This window comes from Shewanella frigidimarina (genome assembly GCF_003797125.1).
In the GTDB taxonomy this organism is placed as follows: Bacteria; Pseudomonadota; Gammaproteobacteria; order Enterobacterales; family Shewanellaceae; genus Shewanella; species Shewanella frigidimarina.
Genome location: NZ_RKKE01000001.1, coordinates 1,027,748 through 1,047,907, shown reverse-complemented (window position 1 = coordinate 1,047,907; position 20,160 = coordinate 1,027,748). Strand labels below are relative to the sequence as shown.

The window sequence follows — 20,160 nt, the reverse complement described above, 5'->3', positions numbered from 1 at the left end:
ATAAACCAACGTGAACAGTGAACAAGCAAGCGAGAATACCCGTTTAGGACTGATATTTGTTTCTATAGCAGTATTCTTCTGGGGTATTTTGCCTATAGCATTAAAGCTATCGGGTGGATTTATTACACCAGTGACGTTGACCTGGTTTCGGTTTGTCATGGCATTAGTCGTGACCTTGTTAATTCAATGGCGCTTAGGTGCATTACGTCAATTTGTCGGTTTACCTTCATTAGTATGGTTGAAATTGGTGCTCGCTGGCGTGCTGTTGATGTGCAATTACGTGTCGTTTGTTTATTCGTTAGGATATTTAGCCCCAGGTACTGCCCAGCTTAACTTTCAAACCGCGCCTTTTTTCTTGGCATTTGGTGGGGTGTTGTTTTTCAAAGAGCGTTTCAATGCATTTCAGCTAAGTTGTTTTGCCACGCTTGGACTGGGCATGCTGATGTTTTTCCACCCGCAGCTCGATTTGGAACAAACGAGCGATCACCAAGTGTTGGTTGGGATTATGATTGTGCAGTTTTCGGTGATCTCGTGGACCAGCTATGCCTTATTACAAAAGTCGGTAAGCCAACGGTTATCGCCGAGCAATGTGCTGTTATTTATCTATGCATTAGGCATTGTGCTTATGGCGCCATTGAGTGACTTTAGTCAGTTTGAAGCGATGACGCTCGATCAATGGTGGATAGTACTTTTTTGCGGTGCCAATACTTTGATTGCGTACGGCTGTTTTGGTCAAGCTTTACATTATTGGCCCACTGCGCAAGTGAGTGCGATGTTATCGTTAACGCCGGTATTGAGTTTTAGTGCTACCGAATTGGTGGTCAGTTTTGGCTGGTGGAGCGGGGTGTTTACCACTGCGAACATCGATGTATTGTCATTTATGGGGATAGTGCTGATTGTGTGTGCGGTATTTGTGGTGCAAATTGTGCCTATGTATCAAAAGCGTAAACAGGCAAAAGCGTTCAGGACTGTATTGTAGTTAAATTGACTGTAAGCCAATGCAGTTTAGTTTAAGTTAGTGCTGTTGCAGTATGAGTGTTATTTAATGAGTACTGTTGATGGGATTAACTATGCTTAGCAAGGTAATAGAGCGTTAAGCCAAATATTTGTGCAACGACGACTAAAAAATCCATTTATATTACCTATCGGGTTAATTCATTCGAGAATGATAATATTACCTACATTCTTGCAGTAACCAAATTAATTAGTGTTAATTGGTTTTATCATTTTTAGCTTATAAAGAATTGCTTTAACCAAACGCAGAAAACAAAAATGGAGCCCTTAGGCTCCATTTTTTGTGTCATTCAACTGAATGATTAACCGTTGTCACGTGGCTTACGTGGACGACGCTCTGCACTTGCAGGGCGGTCACTAGCCGGACGATCACCCGCTGGGCGATCAGTACGTGGACGGTCACTACGAGCACGATCACTACGTGGGCGACGTGGAGCGCCTGCGCCGCGAGTCGTGTCAGCAAACACTTCATCACCCGCTTCACGAATGTTTAAAGGACGACCACACACACGCACTTTTCTTAGGTGTGAAAGGATATCTTTAGGCATTCCGTCTGGTAAATCAACCGTTGTGACTTGATCAAACAATTGGATTTGACCAATGAAACGGCTATCGATGTTTGCTTCGTTAGCAATAGCGCCAACGATGTTACCTACACCAACACCATTTTCACGACCTACATCGATAACATAACGATTCATTTTCACGTCTGGGTTATCTTTTAAGCCTTCTGCATCACCAAAGCTATTTGGTGCTGGACGGCTACTACGCTCGCCACGGTCACTGCGTTCACGACGTGGACGGTCGCTGCTATTGCGGTCACCACGGTCGCTACCACGATCACTACGCTCGTCACGTGAATCACGTTGACGTTCGGTAATAGTTGGTAACTGTAGTGGACGCTCTTGTTGTACTTGTTGTAACAACGCAGCAGCTAGTAAATCGGTATCAACTTCAAGCTGTTGACATAATTCAGCTACAGCGTTTTTCATGAAATCTAAGTCGCCGTTAATGGTTTCTTGGATTTGTTCGCCTAAACGAGATAAACGACGCTCTGCAACTGATTCAGGGCTAGGCACTTTCATTGGCGAAATACGGCTGTTTGTAGCGCGTTCGATAGTGCGTAACATGCGCATTTCACGATTGGTTACAAATAGGATTGCCATACCAGTACGACCAGCACGACCTGTACGACCGATACGGTGAACATAGGCTTCTGAATCATAAGGAATATCGTAGTTTACTACGTGTCCAATACGTTCAACGTCTAGACCACGTGCCGCAACGTCAGTCGCGATTAAAATGTCTAACTTGCCGCGCTTAAGCTGCTCAACAGCACGTTCACGTGCTTGTTGATTCATGTCACCATGTAATGGAGATGAAGCATAACCACGGGCTTCTAATTTTTCGGCTAATTCAACACAGCTGTTACGGGTACGAACGAAGATGATAATACCTTCAGTATTTTCAACTTCTAAAACACGTACTAACGCTTCTAGTTTGTTGTGTTGTGATACTTGCACATAACGTTGGTCGATAGACTCAACAGTTGTCTGGCTAGACGCTATGCTGATGTTCACTGGGTTTGTTAAGTGCTTAGCTGCAACACGCTTAATTTGCTCAGGCATAGTGGCAGAGAATAATGCAAGTTGGCTGTCAGCAGGCTTGTGCTCTAATACCCATTCGATATCATCGATGAAGCCCATTTTTAGCATTTCATCGGCTTCGTCTAATACTAAGGCTTTTAGATTATCTAGCTTTAATGTGCCACGACGCATGTGATCCATTACACGACCAGGAGTACCAACAATTACTTGTGGTCCACGCTTAAGGGCGTTTAATTGTTGTTGCATGCTTTGACCACCGTAAATCGGTAGTACGTGGAAGCCTTTCATGAATTTGGCATAACTACCAAATGCTTCGGCAACTTGAACCGCTAATTCGCGGGTTGGTGCTAACACTAAAATCTGTGGAGCGTTGATTTTCATGTCGATTTTGTTTAGTAAAGGCAGGGCAAACGCGCCTGTTTTACCGGTACCGGTTTGTGCTTGACCGATAATATCTTTACCAGCCATAAGCGGGTCGATACTAGCAGCTTGAATAGGAGTAGGGTTTTCATAACCTAACTCGTCAAGCGAACGCAACAAAGACTCAGACAGGCCGAGTTCGCGGAAAGTTCTTTCAGATGACATTGAGTTGTAGCCTTGTGGATGCGCACGAAGTTCGGAAGCTCGTGCTAAAGTTTCACAGACAGAAAATCAACCCCGTGTCGATTTCCCGCGCCGATAAGGGGGCGTATTATAGCAGCAACAAAGCGTGTTGACCACGTAAAAACTGAAAATAAACATTAAATTGCCTATTCTAGTTTAAGATTGGCCTGATTCTTGATTTTTAAGATTTGTTAATTGGTTGAAAAATGAACATTTGTTGGCGTGAATTAGGCTGTTTATGGGGCCTTGGTCAGCTTATCGATACTGAGCATTTGATATACTGTTTCAGCAACCGCCACTATAAAGTCGATGTCTAACGTGGCTATTGTGTCGTCGGCCGTGTGATATTGCGCGTGGGGTGGCACGCCAAAATACACCCAGGAGTAGCCAGCTTTATGAAATGGATAGTGGTCTGACGCTCTGAGCCAATCACTTTTTTTCATCCGGCCACTTAGTAAATTTGTGTGATGAGTTCGAATACATAATTGGGTCTGTTGCATCAACAATGGTTTGATTGACTCAAAATTTGACAGATTTTTTTGCCCTTCCATGTAGATTGCTCTACGACGATCTGGATGACCTATCATGTCCAAGTTTACGCTTAGCTCAATGTCCATAAGTGGGTATTGCTGCAATAACGTCACTAATGCATAGCTACCATATAAGCCGGGTTCTTCAGCGTCGGTTGCGACAATCATCAAATTAACATCATCTAACGGTGGATTTTCCTGCCATTGGGCTGCAATTGCCATCATTCCGGCAATGCCTGAGGCATTATCATCAGCACCTGGATACATTTTACTGGCCGTTTGACCTAAGTGATCATAATGAGCTGTAATCACTCGCCATCGGTTTGAGCTATTTTTTGCCGCAATAGTGGCAATAATATTGACCCCAGAAACAGTTGAAAATTGATGTTGAAAGCTAAACGGGACGGCAAAAGTTGGCTGCCAGGGTTGTAATCCCATTTCTGTAAATCGTTTGATTAAATACTCTTGAGTCAGGCGGGCGCCTTCGGTGGTTGTCTTACGGCCTTGAAATTCAGTGGAACTCAGTGTGGTGATATCTTGAGTAATTTGCTGATGGGCGCTAGACCAAGTGGTGATAATAGCTGACGAGCATTGTTGAGGTGTTTCGCTGCAGGCATTGAGTAAGCCGCACAATAACATCATAGCCAATACCTTAAGGTGAATTTGAGTAGTAAACATAGTGTGTTCTCCTCTTATTCACCTAAGGTTTGGTATTTGATCTCAGCGTGTTATTTGGCTTTTTTAGCCTTTATACGTTTGCTGTGAAGCGCCAACATCGGCTTTAAGAATCTCGCAGTATGAGACTCTGGGTGCTCTGCTACTTCTTCTGGAGTGCCTGCAGCTAAAATCATGCCACCGCCAGCACCACCTTCAGGGCCTAAATCGATAATCCAATCTGCGGTTTTAATCACATCTAGATTATGCTCAATCACCACAACAGTGTTGCCATGAGACTTTAAGCGATGCAGTACTTCTAACAATAGTTGAATATCGGCAAAGTGAAGCCCTGTAGTGGGTTCATCTAAAATGTATAAGGTTTTACCTGTATCGCGTTTAGACAACTCTTTGGCCAGTTTAACGCGCTGAGCTTCACCGCCAGATAAGGTTGTCGCGCTTTGTCCTAAGCGAATGTACGACAAGCCGACATCCATTAAGGTTTGCAATTTACGTGAAATAGATGGAATCGCATCAAAATAGCCACGAGCATCTTCAACCGTCATTTGCAGCACTTCGTGAATGTTTTTGCCTTTGTATTTTACTTCTAAGGTTTCGCGGTTATAACGCTTACCTTTACACGAATCACAAGGCACATAAACATCAGGTAAAAAGTGCATTTCCACTTTAATTAACCCATCACCTTGGCAGGCTTCACAACGACCGCCCTTGACGTTAAACGAGAAGCGACCCACCTGATAACCACGGGTGCGCGATTCTTGTGTGCCAGCAAACAGTTCACGTATTGGGGTGAAAATACCCGTATAGGTGGCAGGGTTCGAGCGTGGCGTACGACCAATAGGGCTTTGATCAATATCGACTACTTTATCGCAATGATCCATGCCTTCAATGCTTCTGTAGGGTGCAGGTTCATCAACGGTAGCGCCATTGAGCATCCGATGGGCAATTTTAAAGAAGGTGTCGTTAATCAGTGTTGATTTACCTGAACCCGATACGCCAGTAACACTGGTAAACAATCCAACTGGAATGGTTAAATCAACATCTCTTAGGTTATTACCCGATGCGCCAAATAACTCAATCACCTTTTTCGGATCGATAGGGGTGCGCTGGTCACTAATGTGAATTTGCTTTTTACCGGAAATATATTGGCCCGTAACCGACTCTTCACAGTTAAGAATATCTTCTAGGGTCCCGTCACAAATCACTTCACCACCATGTACACCAGCACCAGGGCCAATATCGATAATGTGATCCGCTAAGCGAATCGCATCTTCATCATGTTCAACCACAATCACGGTATTGCCTAAATCACGCAGATGGATAAGGGTTTGTAATAAACGTTCGTTATCGCGTTGATGCAAACCAATTGAAGGCTCATCAAGCACGTACATTACGCCCACTAACCCCGCACCAATTTGGCTGGCTAAGCGAATACGTTGCGCCTCGCCACCCGATAAGGTTTCAGCTGAGCGCGACAAGCTTAAATAGTTAAGCCCCACATTGACCAAGAAGCCAAGGCGTTGACTGATCTCTTTTAATATTTTCTCGGCAATTTGCGCGCGTTGGCCTTCAAACACTACGGTGTCGAAGTATTCTTTAGCTTCGCCAATCGACCAAATGGTCAGTTGCGGTAGGTTTAACTCACCAATAAATACGTTACGGGCTTCTTCACGTAAACGCGAACCACCACAGCTGTTACACGGCTGCATGTTAATAAATTTAGACAGCTCATCGCGCACCGAGTTACTTTCGGTTTCACGATAACGGCGATCCATATTATTTAAAATGCCCTCAAACGGATGATTACGGATCACAACATCGCCGCGGTCATTAATGTATTTAAAGGCAATATTTTGTTTGCCTGAACCATATAAGACGATCTTTCTAACTTTGTCGCTTAGTTCGGCATATGGCTTCTCAACATCAAACTTATAATGTTCGGCTAGCGAGCTGAGCATCTGGAAATAGTAAAAGTTGCGTCGGTCCCAACCTCTAATCGCGCCGCCTGCTAATGAGAGTTCATCATTAGCAATTACTCGCTCAGGGTCAAAAAACTGCTGTACACCTAAACCATCACAAGTTTGACAAGCACCGGCCGGATTGTTAAACGAGAAAATACGCGGCTCAAGTTCGGCCATCGAATAGCCACAATGCGGACACGCGAAATTAGCTGAAAATATCAGTTCTTCGGCTTTGCTATCATCCATACTGGCAATTTTTGCAATGCCACCAGATAATTCTAAAGCGGTTTCAAACGACTCAGCCAAACGCTGTTTCATGTCTTCGCGTACTTTGAAGCGATCGACAACCACTTCAATAGTATGTTTGATGTGCAAATCTAATGTTGGAGGATCCGTTAAGTCACACACTTCACCGTCAATACGGGCGCGGATGTAGCCTTGTGCCGATAAGCTTTCAAGCAGCTTAACGTGTTCACCTTTACGGTCGTTAACCACTGGAGCAAGCAGCATTTGACGGCTGTCTGCTGGCATCGCCAACACTTTATCAACCATCTGGCTGACTGTTTGCGCCGACAAGGGTTGATTATGCGTTGGGCAGCGAGGCTCACCCACACGGGCAAACAACAAGCGTAAATAGTCATAGATTTCGGTAATGGTACCGACCGTAGATCGTGGATTGTGCGAGGTTGATTTTTGCTCAATTGAAATGGCAGGGCTTAAGCCTTCAATATGATCAACATCGGGTTTTTCCATTAAGCTCAAGAATTGACGTGCATACGCCGACAGCGATTCGACATAACGACGTTGGCCTTCTGCATACAAAGTATCGAAGGCTAATGATGATTTTCCTGAACCGGATAACCCAGTTATCACAATGAGTTTGTCACGGGGAATGGTTAGATTGATGTTCTTAAGATTGTGGGTTCTGGCACCGCGTATTTCAATTTTATCCATCTATATCACTCTATGACTTATGTAAAACAAAACAGCGATCAGTATCGCATAGTTTGTTGGGGGACTTCATATCAATTTTGACTATGGTGGTTTTATGGTACGCATCAAACTCCGCTAAAGTTTAACATGTGCAGATAAAACACCTTATATCAAAAACTGTGATTTCCTTTTGAGCTAATTTATGGCGCTGTGATAATATGCGCACCTTATAATATTGTTGAATTACTTATCAAAGGGCAACAGCATGGCCAGTAATGGACTGTCGGGTATGGAGAAAAAGGTCGCATTTTCGTTAGCCAGTGTGTTTGGTTTACGAATGATGGGATTGTTTATGATTATGCCTGTCTTCGCGCTGTATGGTCAGCACCTCGAAGGCTTTTCGCCGCTATGGGTGGGTATTGCCATTGGTGCGTACGGATTAACTCAAGCTTTTTTACAAATACCAATGGGCATTCTGTCCGATAAATACGGACGTAAGCCGATTATTCTAGGTGGCTTGGTATTGTTTGCCATTGGTAGTTTAATTGCCGCATCATCTGATCACATTTACGGGGTGGTGTTTGGTCGTGCAGTACAAGGTATGGGCGCAATAGCTGCCGCAGTATTAGCACTTGCCGCCGATTTAACCCGAGACGAGCAACGCACTAAAGTCATGGCGATTATCGGCATGTGTATTGGCTTTTCATTTGCCTTGTCATTATTGGTCGGGCCTATTGTGGCGCAATACATGGGCTTAACGGGGCTGTTTTTATTAACCGCAGTATTAGCGGTATTAGGCATGTTAATTGTACAGTTTTTTGTTCCCAATCCTATTAGCCAAGCACCTAAAGGCGATACGGTCGCGACTCCGACAAAATTAAAACGTATGTTGTTAGACCCGCAGTTATTTCGCCTAGATGCTGGCATTTTTATTCTGCATTTAGTGCTCACTGCTGTGTTTGTGGCATTGCCGCTCGATTTAGTGGATGCCGGTTTAGTCAAAGAAAAGCATTGGATGTTGTACTTCCCCGCTTTTGTTGGCGCATTTTTCTTAATGGTGCCGTTAATTATCATTGGGGTGAAACGCAACAACACCAAAACCATGTTCCAATTGTCGTTAATGATCATGATGGTGTCACTTGCCGCGATGGGGTTTTATGCCGATAACCTTTGGGTGTTAAGTGGTGCGGTAGTGTTATTTTTCACCGGCTTTAATTACCTTGAAGCATCACTGCCGAGTTTGATTGCTAAGTTTTGTCCTGTTGGCGATAAAGGTTCAGCAATGGGCGTGTATTCAACTAGCCAGTTTTTAGGCGCATTTTGTGGCGGCATGTTAGGCGGTGGAGCTTATCAACTTGTAGGCGCATCTGGGGTGTTTTTTGTTGCGCTAGGGCTAATGTGTGTGTGGTTATTTTTGACCATTGGCATGCAAAAGCCTGTGTTATTGAAAAGCTATACGCTTGAAGCTACAGTAAAAGATAGAAGCGATGCACAAGATATGGCCAGTAAACTGTCACAGTTAATCGGCGTTGTAGAAGCCATTGTGGTGCTCGAAGAGAAAGTGGCTTATTTAAAGGTCGATGATAAATTCAATTTAAGCGAAGCGCGAGCTGTGTTAGGCTCTGTGAATTAGATCGTGTAGATCATTAAGCTTAGTATTCAGTTAAAGTAAACAGATAAAAATCTCAGGAGATTTCGATGGCTAGTCGTGGTGTGAATAAAGTGATTTTGGTCGGTAACTTAGGTAAAGATCCTGAGGTTCGTTACATGCCAAACGGCAATGCTGTTGCCAACTTTACTATAGCGACAAGTGAGTCGTGGAAAGACCAACAAGGTCAAATGCAAGAACGTACCGAGTGGCACAACATTGTTATGTATCGTCGTCTTGCGGAAATTGCTGGCGAGTACTTAAAGAAAGGCTCTAAAGTATATTTAGAAGGCAAATTGCAAACCAGTAAGTGGCAGGATCAGACTACCGGTCAAGACCGTTATAAGACTGAAATCAACGCTATGGAAATGCAAATGTTAGACAGCCGCAACTCAGGTGATAATGCCGGTGGTGGTCAATATCAAGGGCAAGGCCAAAGCTCTGGTCAAAACGCCGGACAAAATATGGGACAACAACAGTCTCGTCCTGCACCAGCGCCTCAAGCTCGTCCGCCACAAGCGCAATACAATCAAACTGCGCCAGCCGCAGGTAATGCCGCTTACCAAGCTCAGCCTAATGCTGGCCAGCAAGGTGGTGGTTACCAGCAACAATCTGCGCCAGCGCAACAAGCTGCACCTGCTTATGCACCAAAGCCAGCAGCTGCACCTCAGGGGAATTTCCAACAACAAAATGCTCCTGCACAGCGTCCAGCACCACAGCCACAACAGAACTTCACTCCAGATTTAGATGAAGGCTGGGATGACGATATTCCGTTCTAATTCACACTTGATATTACACAATATAATGTGTTGATTAAAACCTTTAAGGCCTGCGTTTGCAGGCCTTTTTGTTTTTCTATACTAGGGAAGTTAGGATAATAATTCAGCTGTCTGCCAGCCGTATTCTTATGCTCCAAATTTCACTGTGGCAGTTTTGAGATATAAAATGTTTATTCGATTAAAGCTGAGTATTCATCAAGTGACTTATGACCTCTCGCCGTCAAAAAGCTCAACAACGCTTCGGGGCTACGGTTCAGTAAGCGTTCAATTGGAAATTCCACTGTTTCAATGACCTCAATGGCTTTTTCAAACTCTCCTAAGCTAAAAGCAACGTGTGAGTCAGAACCCATAACGAGCAATCCATCTGCTGCTTTTACTGCATTGGCGATTTCAATACAGTTACATGTACTGCCTTTTCTGGACGTCAAAAAAGAGGAGTTATTTATCTCTAGCGCCACGTTATGTTTGGCAGCGGCACAGGCGACGCGCTTAATATCGATTGGATAAGCAGGGTTGCCTGGGTGAGTAATAATGTCGACATTACCACTTTCAATACAGTTAATAAGTGCTGTAGTGTGAGCCTCTTTAGTCGATGGTGGGAAAACGGGTTCATGAAAACCTGCCAACACAATATCGAGTTCTTTTAAATAATCACCAAAAAAATCAATCTCGCCATGTTCATTTTTGATATTCGCTTCAATGCCGCGCAGCACGCCGACACCGTCAACAATTCTAGGTAACACTCTCATATTTACAAAGTGCCAAAAATGGGGCGCATCAGCCATATCTGGGCCATGATCGGTAATGGCGAATAACTTAATACCTTTGGCTTTCGCAACACAAAGGTAATCATGGAAGGTACTATAAGCGTGAGTTGACGCTATAGTATGCGCGTGAATATCAACAAGGAATTTCATGGCAAGTCTCGTTCTCTGAATCAAAAACAGTAGGCATCAAGTCTACTCCGTTACTAGAGTGTTCTCTATGATCTCTCCAACTAAAATAGTAAAGCTCTTCACTAAGTGACACGTTATTTTAATGTTTAGCTGACAAGTATAACGATGCTTTAACGGTTTTTTATTGTTCAGAGGCGATGACTTTTTAGCATAGTATTTATGGTTAGTATTTATGGCTAGTGTTTTGGTTGTTATTGAATGATGTGTTAAACGTAACGCTATCTACACATCAAAAAACTAACAAGATGCAGGCCATTTTAAGTAAATTAATTTCGAGTGATTGAGGATATAATGAGAGCGGAACTAAGATCGAAAATTATTGAAGTGTGTGACAAAAAAATCGCGGCTAAAGGTGATAACGTCGGTTTGTCATTTTATGCATTTTTTGCCAACAAAAATGATAATCCTCAATTATTGATGGAAGCAGCGACATGGTGGATTCAAACACATCAATTGGATCATTTTGTGAAGGCTCACAAAATTAAACAAATGATTCAAAATGGCTTGTAACAGCCGGATGAAATTATTCGCAACAGAGCAATTTTGACCAATATTCAATAAGTAACCGATACATAGGTTAAACGATTCCTAGCGATATAAAATAGTCCATTTGGTCGATGGAGTGATGGTATAATTCATTTTTGAACGATCAATCAAAGTTGTGCTAATAGTTTTGACCGTTTTAATGTTATATTTTCACTCTTGAGTGATGTTAACGATACTAAATGTCGTGTTTAATACCGATATTTTTAGCATATATTTTTTGAAAAAAGCCGGAGGAATGAGTGGGAATAATTGGTCGATTGTTAGTTATTGGTGCCACTTTATTATTTTTTAGCGGCTGTGCTAGCACCTCAACACCGGGTGATCCATTCGAAGCGGTTAATCGAAAAAGCTGGGATTTTAATTACCAGGTTATGGACAAATATGCTTTAAAACCAGCAGCAGAAGGCTATGAAACCATCCCTCAGCCGATCCGACAAGGTGTGACAAATCTGCTATCCAACCTAAGTGAACCTCTTTACGCAGTAAATAACCTCTTACAATGGAAAGTTACCGACAGCGGTAGCAGTGTTTTACGTTTTGTGGTCAACACGACAATCGGCCTTGTGGGGCTTTTTGATCCAGCTACCGATATGGGATTAATGAAAAAAGAAGAAACATTTGCGCAAACCTTTGGTGTTTGGGGTATTGGCAACGGACCTTTTATTATGTGGCCTGTTTATGGTGCCAGTACTGCACGTAATACCGTCGGTGATTTTGTTGATGTGTTTGTTTATCCCTTATCTATTCTGTCGTTTGAACAAAGGGCCGGAAAGTTTGTGCTGGAAGGTTTAGACAGTCGGATTGAATTTAAGCAATATGAACCCATATTAGACGGATCGTTAGATCCTTATGGCTATGTTAAAGATGTCTATTTGCAGCGAGATGCTCACTTGGTTAATGACGGTAAAGTCGATGAGACTGAATCTGACGAATTTGATCTAGAGTTTGATGATGAACTATTAGATGATGAGCTATTAAATGACGCACCTGCAGACGACAAATTAGACCACAACACTGATTTGGAGATAACGGACTAGCCAATGTCAAACATCAAAACGTTTTCATCTTGTACGAGTGAATTAAAAAATATTCGCGAATTTGTGGTAGATGCATGCCGCGATTTTCCTTTTAGCGAAGGTAAAGTCAATGAAATCGTATTAGCCGTTGATGAGGCTTGCGCCAATGTTATTCGTCATGGTTATCACATGTCGAAAAAGGGCTGTATAGAAATAGTGGTCAGCAGTGATGATGAGCATGCGCTATTTGTGATTAAAGATGTGTGTTCGCAGATTACTGACAAGCAATTAACACCGGCAGAAAACAATTTATGTAAACCAGGTGGGTTAGGCCTTTGTCTTATTCATTATGTGGCTGAAAAAGTAAGACTTATCCCACATAAAGGCAAAGGTAACTGGCTAGAACTGACGGTTAAATTTGAGTGATATTAAATGAATATTGAAATTGAGACACATAACAATTACCAAGTAGTTAAGCTTTATGGCGAGGTCGATCTGAGCAACTCTCGCAGTATCAAACTCGACATCATAAAATTAATTAAGAGTAAAAATAATATCATTGTCGACTTCACCCACCTGCAATATATCGATAGTTCAGGCATGGCTTCACTGGTTGAAGCCTTCAATGAAGCCAGAGAAAATGACACTGAATTTCATATCGTTGGTGCCAACGGTTCACCGCTTCAAGTACTGCAACTAACCCGTTTAAACACGGTGTTTAACTTAGCTGATTCAGTAAGTGCTGTGAGTAACAATGGTTAAGCCTATTATTACAGTAGAGCATTTGTTTGCCCAATATGGCGACACTCATGTACTCAAAGACGTCAATTTAGAGGTCAACCCCGGCGAAATTTTGGTTGTGATGGGCGGTTCTGGTTCTGGCAAAAGTACCTTGCTTAACCATATGCTTGGGCTTAAAACCCCTACATCAGGCACTATCATGATTGATGGTGTGAATATTTTTACGGCCAAAAATAAGCAATTACGTAACTTACGCAAAAAAATGGGCGTGGCTTTTCAAGGTGGCGCACTACTGAGTTCACTGACGGTGGCAGACAATGTCAGGCTACCTTTAGAACACAACACTTCGTTGGATACCCAAACCATTGATATTATGGTGCGGATGAAGCTTGAATTAATGAACATGGCAGGTACAGGCCATCTTATGCCTTCGGAATTATCAGGTGGTATGCTCAAACGAGCTGGACTGGCTAGGGCCGTTATTATGGACCCTAAATTACTGTTTTTTGATGAACCTTCAGCAGGGCTTGATCCCACTACCGCCGTTGAACTTGATGAGCTTATTCTCACCTTAAGAGATGCCATGAACATGACCATAGTGGTGGTGACTCATGAGCTTGAAAGTGTATTTAAAATTGCCGATCGCGTGGTGGTATTGTTTGCTGGTGAAGTGGTAGCTAATGGCACCGTAGATGAGATTAGAAACTCGCCAGATGAACGGATTCAAAACATGATCAACCGTCAACCTAATACACAAAGAGACGATGGTGAGGTTTATTTAAATCGTTTATTAAATAAGGATAAAAACTAATGAATGCCTTATTTAATTCAGTCAGTAATTTGGGCGCTGCAACGCGTAAAAATATTGATAGTATCGGTTTAGCTACATTGTTTTTACTGCGTATCGTCAGCAGCTTATTCACTGGGCTGGTGTCATTTAAGCAAGTGATTAAGCAGATATACTTTATTGGTAATCGGTCTTTAATTGTCATTATTGTTGCCGCACTTTTTACCGGTATGGTCGTAGCACTGCAGTTTTACGATACCTTAGTGCGCTTCGGTTCAGTGGATTTATTGGGTTCGGCAGTAGCCTTGAGCCTGATTAAAGAATTGGGCCCGGTAATGACGGCATTAATGGTGATTGCACGAGTTGGCTCTGCCACCTGTTCAGAAATTGGTATTATGCGTAACGAGCAACAATTTGATGCGCTTGATTGCATGGCGATTAACAGTTACCGCTATGTGATGTTGCCAAGGCTATTAGCGGCGTTGTTTTGTGTGCCTATGCTAACGGCCGTGTTTGACTTGGTGGGCATTGGCGGTGGTTATATCGTTGGAGTACACATTCAAGGTGAAAGTCCTGGTGCGTATATTCAAGGTGTAATGGATACGATTAGCTTTAAAGATGTGCTGGTTGGTCAAATAAAGTCACTGGTATTTGGTTTGTTTATTATGTGGATACCTTTGTATTACGGCTTTTATTTACACCTAAATCAAAAAAACATGGGCGCTGAAGGCGTCAGCAATGGCACCACTCAGGCGGTGGTAATGAGTGCAATTATTATGTTGTTTAGTGACTATATCGTTAGCTCGTTAGCGCTATAACTAGAGGTATCAATGAAAAACAATTACGTCAATTTTCTCGTCGGCCTGTTTGTGTTATTCGGGATTGGGGCCTTGGTATTTATGTCAATTACCATTGGTGGAGCATCGGTTTCTAATAGTGGTAACTACACCTTAGTCGCCAAATTTGAAAATTCTTCAGGTTTAAAAGAAGGTGCTTTTGTCGAAATGTCCGGTGTACGCGTCGGATTAATTCAATCGATTAATTACGACCCTCAAGCGTATGAATCAGTGGTTAAAATATCATTAGATAATGAGATTACTGTGCCTGATGATTCGATAGCCTCCATTCGTACATCTGGTATTATAGGCGACAGATTTGTTAAAATATCTACCGGTGGCTCAGAAGTAAACATGGCAGATGGTGAAGAGTTTATAGAAACAGAATCATCAATCAGCATAGAAGAGTTAATAAGCAAATATATGTTTAGTCAGGATAAATAATGAAATCAATAATTTTTTTAATCATGATGTTAGTGATGCCGTCTGTAGCTTTTGCGGTACAAGAACCGACAGAACGCGTTAAATTAGGTGTGACAGATATCATTAGTATCGCATCAGATAGTACCTTGTCAGTTGAACAGAAAAAGCAATCACTCAGTGATGTGATTGAAAAGCATGTTGACATACAAGCCTCTGCACAACGGGTGTTAGGTAAGTATTGGAGACAGGCAAGTGATACCGAAAAACGCCAATTTATGGTGTTATTAAAAGGCGTATTAGTTGATACCTATATTGTGCTACTAGAACAATATGATAATCAAACGGTTGATTACACCAATGAAACCATTAAGAAAAAGGTTTATGCATCGGTAGATACCGAAATTCATACCAAAGAAAATATTATTCCGGTTTCGTATCAGCTTTATCAGCGTAATAATGAGTGGAAAATTTACGATTTTGTTGCTGAAGGTTTATCGATGATCCGTACATTTAGTAACGACTATAAAAGTACTTTGAAAAAAAGCGGTGTCTCTGGTTTGAATGAAGCCCTTGCTGCTAAATTAGCCCAAACGTAAGGTTTTCCCTTGAACATAGACAGAGCGCTAGCTAACAGCATTATTGATGAAACATTATGGTTTAAAACCAATTTGGCGGTCACATTAAGTGAGTTCCATTATTACTTAATTAAAAAAAACGGCCAAGTTAGTTGTAATTTTTCATCCTTGTGCGATGAGCATTACAGTAGGCTCTATCAACAATTTCAAGCATTGTCGTTTCAACACAGTATTGCAGAAATTTTGCCATTAAATGACGATGGTAAAGTGTGTTGGGCATTGCCATTTTGTAAAGAATCGAGCTTATTTGACTGTATCATTCTGCTCGATTTACCTGAAGGAACTGAATCTCAGCATGTTAGCTCGTTGTATTTTAAGCTTTTGTATCAGTTAAAAAGTTTTCAGTTTTCCGAAGCCTCATCGCAACTTAATGCTGCCCAAGTGTGGATCCGCGACGAGATAGAGGAAATTTCACGCTTACAACAGTTGATGTTGCCAGACAAAAATATCGAACTCAGTTCTGTCAAAATGGCTTATACCTATAAAGCGATGAAAGGTGCTGGCGGCGATTATTTAGACATTGTCGATCTTGGCAAAACTCGCCCTGAAGCCCAAGGCGATATCGGAATGATTATTGCCGACGTATCGGGCCATGGCCCTGCTGCTGCTGTAGAAACGGCAATGATAGATGCTATCTTACGCACCTTTGAACCGAAAGATTTAAGCAGTAGTTCTTCTGAAGTACTTAATTATATCAATCAGCATTTCTTCACTAAAAAGCCACGCGGCAGTTTTTTAACCGCCACAGTATTACGTTATAATTTCAACGAAAAAGAACTGATTTATGCTAATGCAGGTCATCCTCATGCTTATTTGAAAAAAGCCAACAGGCTGGTTGCCCTAGATCAAGGCGGCATTCCTATTGGGGTGCTGCGTGAGCAAAATTGGGATACTTACCGAGTCAGTGTTGATGTGGGTGATATCTTGTTTGTGTATACCGATGTGGTCATTGAAACGCAAAATGCTCACAAAGAATTATTTGGTTTCGATCGCTTAGAAAAAGCCATCAGCGCAGCACCCGACGAACCCGAGGCGATGCTAGAATATCTTGAGCAGAAAATGAAAAAGTTTTGTGGTTTTTCTGAATTTCAGGATGATTTGACCATGTGCGCAATCCAGTTTATTTAAGCTGAACTCGGGATAAGGGATGAACTTAGCTATTTAAAATCAGCATGTTAACCAAGCTCACTTTCAAGCTTGTCATTTGTTATGCTAACAAGGCGAATTGACGCGTCAATAGCTAGCCTATTGTAAGTCGATTCAACACAGTTAGCAGGACAAAGGGTTGTTTGAAAGGCGTTTATTATCCCGAGCTCAGGTTATTTAAGCTCATTCACTCGACATTGTTAACGAATGCAATCGCCAGCTGAATAACGGGTGGGATGATGATATTCCGTTCTAATTCACATTATATTTAAATTTGTAGATTAAAACTCTACAGTTTAAAAAAAGCCCTGACTTTATGGTCAGGGCTTTTGTTTGTTGGCCTATTAAGCGGTTAATGCTTCAGCTGGACCAAAGAATTCATAATGAATTTGGCTTGCTGGTACGCCTAAGCTGGTGGCAATGGCCAATGCTGCTTTCATAAAACCAGTAGGGCCAAGCAGATAGAATTCTACATCGCGGTCTGCTGGTAACTGCTCTGCAATCAATGATGCGTCAATGAATCCAGTGGCATGAGGCTGGCAATGTTGTTCTGGCTGGCTGTAAACATACAAAGGCTTGATGTGGTCATATGTTGAGGCAAGTTGATCTACATGGTGTTTAAACGCATGGACATCACTATTAATGGCCGCATGAATAAAGCGAATATCGCGTCCTGAACCTGCTTCAGTATTGAGCATACTAATCGCAGGAGTAATCCCCACACCGCCAGTGAGTAAAATTAACGGTTTGGTGTTTTTGCGTAAGGTGAAATCGCCACTAGGGGCACGTAGTTTCACTTTATCACCTAGCTGAATGTTGTTATGTAAGTGATTTGATACCACACCATTAGGTTCACGCTTTACACTAATTCTTAAATAATCTTTGCCTGTAGAGTCAGATAAGCTGTAATTACGGCGCATTGATACACCGTCAATATCATCAAATACCAAGGTCAAAAATTGGCCTGCTTCAAAGTTTGGCAACCCTTGGTTATCAAATGGCTGAAAGTAGAATGAGGTAATTACTGAGCTTTCATCCACACGATTCACCAAAATAAACTCACGTTCGCCACGCCAGCCACCTTGTTGTTGCTCTTTAGCTGTATAAATTGATTCTTCCGCCGCAATCAATATGTTGGCTAATTGGCCGTAAGCTTTGGTCCAAGCGTCAATCACTTCGTCTGTTGCAGCATCACCGAGTACGGCTTTAATGGCTTGTATTAAACAACTGCCAACAGCGTCATATTGTTCAGGTAAAATGCCCAATGCAACATGCTTTTGAACGATTTTACTGACGGCTTCGCTTAGGTTACCGAGCGCATCAATATTGGCACCATAAGCAATCACAGCGTTAGCAAGTGCTTTAGGTTGAGTACCTTTACCTTGGTTAGTTTGATTGAAATAAGGCAATACTTCAGGATGCTGTGCAAACAGTAATGGATAGAAATGGCTGGTAATGTCATTGGCGTACAGTTGTAACGCGGGAACAGTGGCCTTAATAATTTGAACAGTTGCAGTGTCTAACATTCGTGATTCCTCTTAGGGAGTAAAATAGCGATAAGCTTCAATCAATTACCTTGTATATGCAGACATTACACATAACGTGCCAACATTTATCCAGCTGATTTTAAGCATAAAAATTATATAAAGGTTAAATTGACCTAGATCAATAAATGTGTTAAATTAACCTAAATTAGGTTTATTTGACTTGTTATGAATATTGTTCCCTTTATCGACATTGTAGAAGACTTAAATCGTGACCTGATAAAATCGGAGCGTTACTTACGGCTGATTTTAGCGATTCAGCGCGCTATCCCATGCGACGTAGTGGCCTTGTTGAAACTTAAACATGATCATTTAGTGCCAGTAGCCGTTGTAGGGCTAAAGCAGCAAGCCCTCGCCAGACAGTTTTCGATTAACCACCATCCACGCTTACAGCAAATTTTAGCTAACCCACATATTACCCGCTTTGATGCCGACTCAACGCTGCCCGATCCCTACGACGGTTTAGTCGATGATGGCAGTGAACAATTGCACGTGCATGACTGTATGGGCAGTACTATTTATATCGATGGTAAAGCGTGGGGCGTTTTAACCTTAGACGCCATGAAAGCCGGTAGCTTTGATTCGCTTAACCCAACCGAAACCCGTGCTTATATTGCAGCTGTGGCCGCTGCGATTAGTACCAGTGAACATATTGAAGCGTTAGAAGCTCAAGTGGAACGTAATCATCAAGTGGCGCAGTGCATGTTAGCGACTGCTGGCCCGTCGAGTATTATTGGTAACAGTGTCGCAATTACGGATTTATTGTCAGAGATAAATACCGTTGCTGCCAGTGATCTATCAGTATTAATCACTGGCGAAACTGGTGTGGGTAAAGAGCTGGTTGCCAAAAGTATTCATCAGCAATCACGTCGCAGTGAGCAACCGCTAGTGCAAATTAACTGTGCTGCATTGCCAGAAAGCATTGTTGAAAGTGAACTCTTTGGCCATGTAAAAGGCGCGTATTCTGGTGCGGTAAGTGATCGTCGTGGCCGCTTTGAATTAGCCGATGGTGGGACGTTATTTTTAGACGAAGTGGGTGAGTTGCCGCTTGCCGTGCAAGCTAAGTTGTTGCGCGCGCTGCAAAATGGTGAAATTCAACGTGTCGGCAGCGATAACATCATCGTAGTGGATGTCAGAATTGTTGCCGCAACTAACCGTAATTTACAGTTAGAAGTCAAAGAAGGTCGCTTTAGGGCTGACTTATATCATCGCTTGAGTGTGTATCCTTTACCTGTGCCACCATTACGCGAGCGTGGTAAAGACGTTATTTTACTGGCAGGCTATTTTTTAGAAAAAAGCCAACATCAGCTTGGCGTCGCGAAACTAAGATTGCAACAAACAGCGATTGATCAGTTAACCCAATACCATTGGCCAGGCAATGTGCGCGAGTTAGAACACTTACTCAGCCGTGCTGCGTTAAGGGCTATTAGCGAGCAAGGGCGTCATGCCAGCATTATTAGCATTAGCCGTGTTCATCTCGGTTCCGAGTTTGTTGTGAACCATTCTGTCGCACCAGCAATAGCCGAGGTTGATATTATCAACGATAGTAATGCCGCAGCCGCATTATCGCAGGTGTTAACCCTTGGACTACGCGATTCTACCGATGAGTACCAACGACAAATAATACAGACGGTATTAGTGACAGAACGAGGTAATTTAGCCGCTGTCGCCAGACGTTTACAGCTGGATAGAAGCAACTTAATTCGCACAATGCGTCGTTTAGGACTTGATCCAAATGCGGCATATTAATCGTAAGGTATAAACCTAAAATAGGTTGTGT

18 protein-coding genes are annotated in these 20,160 nt (G+C 42.5%); 13 read left to right on the top strand and 5 right to left on the bottom strand.

Going from position 1 to position 20,160, the window contains the following annotated elements:
• Positions 1 to 10: 10 nt before the first annotated feature.
• Positions 11 to 979: a DMT family transporter gene (locus EGC86_RS04645; RefSeq protein ID WP_123776773.1), complete on the top strand. Its 969-nt coding sequence runs from the start codon at positions 11 to 13 to the stop codon at positions 977 to 979.
• A gap of 337 nt (positions 980 to 1,316) precedes the next feature.
• Here the strand turns inward: EGC86_RS04645 and EGC86_RS04640 are convergent, their stop codons facing one another.
• The 3 genes from EGC86_RS04640 to uvrA form a co-directional block, all read right to left on the bottom strand.
• Positions 1,317 to 3,206, bottom strand: a complete 1,890-nt coding sequence (locus tag EGC86_RS04640) for a DEAD/DEAH box helicase (protein WP_102036559.1) — start codon at positions 3,204 to 3,206, stop codon at positions 1,317 to 1,319.
• Positions 3,207 to 3,460: 254 nt separating this feature from the next.
• Positions 3,461 to 4,432, bottom strand: a complete 972-nt coding sequence (locus tag EGC86_RS04635; RefSeq protein ID WP_123776772.1) for a M20/M25/M40 family metallo-hydrolase — start codon at positions 4,430 to 4,432, stop codon at positions 3,461 to 3,463.
• A gap of 50 nt (positions 4,433 to 4,482) precedes the next feature.
• The gene (gene uvrA / locus EGC86_RS04630) at positions 4,483 to 7,344 is read right to left on the bottom strand and encodes an excinuclease ABC subunit UvrA (RefSeq protein ID WP_123776771.1); all 2,862 of its coding nucleotides are present in this window, start codon (positions 7,342 to 7,344) and stop codon (positions 4,483 to 4,485) included.
• Between the two features lie 244 nt (positions 7,345 to 7,588).
• Here uvrA and EGC86_RS04625 point away from each other — a divergent pair, with 244 nt between their 5' ends.
• Entirely contained in the window at positions 7,589 to 8,956 is a 1,368-nt protein-coding gene (locus EGC86_RS04625; RefSeq protein ID WP_011639126.1) for an MFS transporter, read from the top strand.
• Positions 8,957 to 9,021: 65 nt separating this feature from the next.
• Positions 9,022 to 9,750 carry a single-stranded DNA-binding protein gene (locus EGC86_RS04620; protein ID WP_011639125.1) on the top strand — a complete coding sequence of 243 codons (729 nt, stop codon included), beginning with the start codon at positions 9,022 to 9,024 and terminating at the stop codon, positions 9,748 to 9,750.
• 170 nt (positions 9,751 to 9,920) lie between these two features.
• On the opposite strand, the gene EGC86_RS04615 is transcribed toward EGC86_RS04620, so the two are convergent.
• Positions 9,921 to 10,667 (bottom strand): phosphatase, encoded by a 747-nt coding sequence (locus tag EGC86_RS04615; RefSeq protein WP_123776770.1) that lies wholly within the window; start codon positions 10,665 to 10,667, stop codon positions 9,921 to 9,923.
• Between the two features lie 330 nt (positions 10,668 to 10,997).
• On the opposite strand from EGC86_RS04615, the gene EGC86_RS04610 reads away from it, so the two are divergent.
• From EGC86_RS04610 to EGC86_RS04570, 9 genes are all read left to right on the top strand, one after another.
• Complete coding sequence (locus EGC86_RS04610) at positions 10,998 to 11,216, top strand: DUF6500 family protein (RefSeq protein WP_011639123.1); 219 nt, start codon at positions 10,998 to 11,000, stop codon at positions 11,214 to 11,216.
• 275 nt (positions 11,217 to 11,491) lie between these two features.
• A complete protein-coding gene (locus tag EGC86_RS04605; RefSeq protein WP_123776769.1) occupies positions 11,492 to 12,289 on the top strand; it encodes an MlaA family lipoprotein in 798 nt (265 codons plus the stop codon).
• A 3-nt stretch (positions 12,290 to 12,292) separates the two neighbouring features.
• The gene (locus EGC86_RS04600) at positions 12,293 to 12,694 is read left to right on the top strand and encodes an ATP-binding protein (RefSeq protein WP_011639121.1); all 402 of its coding nucleotides are present in this window, start codon (positions 12,293 to 12,295) and stop codon (positions 12,692 to 12,694) included.
• A gap of 6 nt (positions 12,695 to 12,700) precedes the next feature.
• Positions 12,701 to 13,030, top strand: coding sequence for an STAS domain-containing protein (locus EGC86_RS04595; RefSeq protein ID WP_011639120.1), 330 nt, complete (start codon positions 12,701 to 12,703; stop codon positions 13,028 to 13,030).
• A complete protein-coding gene (locus EGC86_RS04590) occupies positions 13,023 to 13,820 on the top strand; it encodes an ABC transporter ATP-binding protein (protein ID WP_123776768.1) in 798 nt (265 codons plus the stop codon). The genes EGC86_RS04595 and EGC86_RS04590 overlap by 8 nt, the downstream gene beginning before the upstream one ends.
• Positions 13,820 to 14,614 carry an MlaE family ABC transporter permease gene (locus EGC86_RS04585; RefSeq protein WP_011639118.1) on the top strand — a complete coding sequence of 265 codons (795 nt, stop codon included), beginning with the start codon at positions 13,820 to 13,822 and terminating at the stop codon, positions 14,612 to 14,614. The genes EGC86_RS04590 and EGC86_RS04585 overlap by 1 nt, the downstream gene beginning before the upstream one ends.
• 12 nt (positions 14,615 to 14,626) lie before the next feature.
• The gene (gene mlaD, locus EGC86_RS04580) at positions 14,627 to 15,076 is read left to right on the top strand and encodes an outer membrane lipid asymmetry maintenance protein MlaD (RefSeq protein ID WP_102036554.1); all 450 of its coding nucleotides are present in this window, start codon (positions 14,627 to 14,629) and stop codon (positions 15,074 to 15,076) included.
• Positions 15,076 to 15,651 (top strand): MlaC/ttg2D family ABC transporter substrate-binding protein, encoded by a 576-nt coding sequence (locus EGC86_RS04575; protein WP_011639116.1) that lies wholly within the window; start codon positions 15,076 to 15,078, stop codon positions 15,649 to 15,651. Before mlaD ends, EGC86_RS04575 begins: the two co-directional genes overlap by 1 nt.
• Positions 15,652 to 15,660: 9 nt before the next feature.
• Positions 15,661 to 16,818, top strand: a complete 1,158-nt coding sequence (locus EGC86_RS04570) for a PP2C family protein-serine/threonine phosphatase (RefSeq protein ID WP_123776767.1) — start codon at positions 15,661 to 15,663, stop codon at positions 16,816 to 16,818.
• 362 nt (positions 16,819 to 17,180) lie between these two features.
• Here the strand turns inward: EGC86_RS04570 and hmpA are convergent, their stop codons facing one another.
• A complete protein-coding gene (gene hmpA, locus EGC86_RS04565; protein ID WP_123776766.1) occupies positions 17,181 to 18,362 on the bottom strand; it encodes an NO-inducible flavohemoprotein in 1,182 nt (393 codons plus the stop codon).
• 186 nt (positions 18,363 to 18,548) lie between these two features.
• On the opposite strand from hmpA, the gene norR reads away from it, so the two are divergent.
• Positions 18,549 to 20,129: a nitric oxide reductase transcriptional regulator NorR gene (gene norR, locus EGC86_RS04560; RefSeq protein ID WP_123776765.1), complete on the top strand. Its 1,581-nt coding sequence runs from the start codon at positions 18,549 to 18,551 to the stop codon at positions 20,127 to 20,129.
• The last annotated feature ends 31 nt before the right edge of the window (positions 20,130 to 20,160 follow it).

Coding starts and splice junctions, on each gene's coding strand:
- uvrA (WP_123776771.1), bottom strand. CDS start 7,344: ATGGATAAAATTGAAATACGCGGTGCCAGAACCCACAATCTTAAGAAC.
- EGC86_RS04635 (WP_123776772.1), bottom strand. CDS start 4,432: ATGTTTACTACTCAAATTCACCTTAAGGTATTGGCTATGATGTTATTG.
- norR (WP_123776765.1), top strand. CDS start 18,549: ATGAATATTGTTCCCTTTATCGACATTGTAGAAGACTTAAATCGTGAC.
- EGC86_RS04640 (WP_102036559.1), bottom strand. CDS start 3,206: ATGTCATCTGAAAGAACTTTCCGCGAACTCGGCCTGTCTGAGTCTTTG.
- EGC86_RS04625 (WP_011639126.1), top strand. CDS start 7,589: ATGGCCAGTAATGGACTGTCGGGTATGGAGAAAAAGGTCGCATTTTCG.
- EGC86_RS04590 (WP_123776768.1), top strand. CDS start 13,023: ATGGTTAAGCCTATTATTACAGTAGAGCATTTGTTTGCCCAATATGGC.
- EGC86_RS04620 (WP_011639125.1), top strand. CDS start 9,022: ATGGCTAGTCGTGGTGTGAATAAAGTGATTTTGGTCGGTAACTTAGGT.
- hmpA (WP_123776766.1), bottom strand. CDS start 18,362: ATGTTAGACACTGCAACTGTTCAAATTATTAAGGCCACTGTTCCCGCG.
- EGC86_RS04610 (WP_011639123.1), top strand. CDS start 10,998: ATGAGAGCGGAACTAAGATCGAAAATTATTGAAGTGTGTGACAAAAAA.
- EGC86_RS04600 (WP_011639121.1), top strand. CDS start 12,293: ATGTCAAACATCAAAACGTTTTCATCTTGTACGAGTGAATTAAAAAAT.
- EGC86_RS04615 (WP_123776770.1), bottom strand. CDS start 10,667: ATGAAATTCCTTGTTGATATTCACGCGCATACTATAGCGTCAACTCAC.
- EGC86_RS04595 (WP_011639120.1), top strand. CDS start 12,701: ATGAATATTGAAATTGAGACACATAACAATTACCAAGTAGTTAAGCTT.
- EGC86_RS04575 (WP_011639116.1), top strand. CDS start 15,076: ATGAAATCAATAATTTTTTTAATCATGATGTTAGTGATGCCGTCTGTA.
- EGC86_RS04585 (WP_011639118.1), top strand. CDS start 13,820: ATGAATGCCTTATTTAATTCAGTCAGTAATTTGGGCGCTGCAACGCGT.
- mlaD (WP_102036554.1), top strand. CDS start 14,627: ATGAAAAACAATTACGTCAATTTTCTCGTCGGCCTGTTTGTGTTATTC.